The sequence below is a fragment of the Mesobacillus subterraneus genome (genome assembly GCF_023715485.1).
Lineage (GTDB): Bacteria > Bacillota > Bacilli > Bacillales > Cytobacillaceae > Mesobacillus > Mesobacillus subterraneus_B.
The window spans coordinates 1-1343 of the sequence record NZ_JAMBOF010000041.1; the positions used below are offsets into that span (position 1 = coordinate 1).

The following is a 1343-nucleotide window of genomic DNA, read 5'->3' on the forward strand; positions in this document are numbered from 1 at the left end:
GAATTGGTTTAGAACGGGAGGTTAGTTCTCGTATTTTAGCTTTAAGCCTTTTGATACTTTCATTTGCTATACGAACCTTCGGTATCCTATTAACCGTAAAGCTAAAGCCGAGGAACTTTCGTTTCCACGGGCGGTCAACCGCTGATTTTCCTCTATTTACTTTGAGCTTTAATTTCCGCTCAATGAAGCATGTAATCGAGTTCATCACTCGTTCTCCAGCTTTCTTCGATTTCATGTAAATATTACAATCATCGGCGTAGCGGACAAACTTGTGACCTCTCTTTTCTAACTCTTTATCGAGCTTATCCAAAAGGATATTCGAAAGAAGAGGGCTCAGTGGACCTCCTTGTGGTGTTCCTTCTTCTGCATCATAGACTACACCATTTATCATGATTCCTGCTTGAAGATATTTCCGTATCAATTTCAAGACCAATCGGTCTTGGATTTTATTTGCCAGTATCCCCATCAATTTATCATGATTCACTTTGTCAAAGAATTTCTCCAAGTCCATGTCAATCACCCATCTATAACCTTCACTTATATATCCCTTAGCTTTACGAACAGCGTCGTGACCTCTTCGGTTTGGTCTAAATCCATAACTATGTTCTGAAAAGGTTGGGTCAAAAAGCGGGGTTAGAACTTGGGCGATAGCCTGTTGGATGAACCGGTCTGTCACGGTAGGTATCCCTAGTAACCTTACTCCACCGTTCGGTTTCGGGATTTCGACTCGACGGACTGGGTTAGGTTGATAGGTACCTTTCCTTAAAGAGTCACAAAGGGTGTCCCAGTTCTCATAAAGATGTCTTCGTAGGGATTTTACGGACATTCCATCTATGCCGTGACTCCCTTTGTTCTTCTCCACACGTTTAAGTGCTTCTATTAAGTTTTCCCGTGACAGAATCAGATCCATTAACATTGTGATATTTCCTTTCGACGTGAACGTAGAAATCTATTTATGTTATTCCTGCTCCACCCTCATGAAGTCCCCTGTGGAATTCACCACTTCCTCCTTCAAGTAAGTCCTTTCGGATTGTCTGCTTCTCTACAGGAATTATATGCCTAGTTCTCGTTCTTCCTAATTGTTCAGTCCTTCCCTTACCGTCTCGAGAAGGTAGGGTACTATGACCTCTGCTGACTTCTGGTTGTTCAGCTATCTATTGCTAGATAGGTTACCAAGTGTACTTGGCATTTCAACCAGACCTCCCCGGGTAAGAGTACAGTCTTTCCCTCCATCTATCTGCTTCATTTACTCTGTACCATCTTGGGCAGTAAGGACTTTGTTTTGTTACGCAAACTCATCCAATGGTACCTAGCCTTATATGAAGTTCGTGTTCCTCAGACCG

Annotated in this window: 1 protein-coding gene; it reads right to left on the reverse strand. The window is 42.5% G+C overall.

Going from position 1 to position 1343, the window contains the following annotated elements; genetic code table 11:
- Window positions 1-916, reverse strand: a 916-nt coding sequence (gene ltrA / locus M3204_RS23425; protein WP_251489050.1) for a group II intron reverse transcriptase/maturase, incomplete at its 3' end; no start/stop codon positions are given.
- Between the last annotated feature and the right edge of the window lie 427 nt (window positions 917-1343).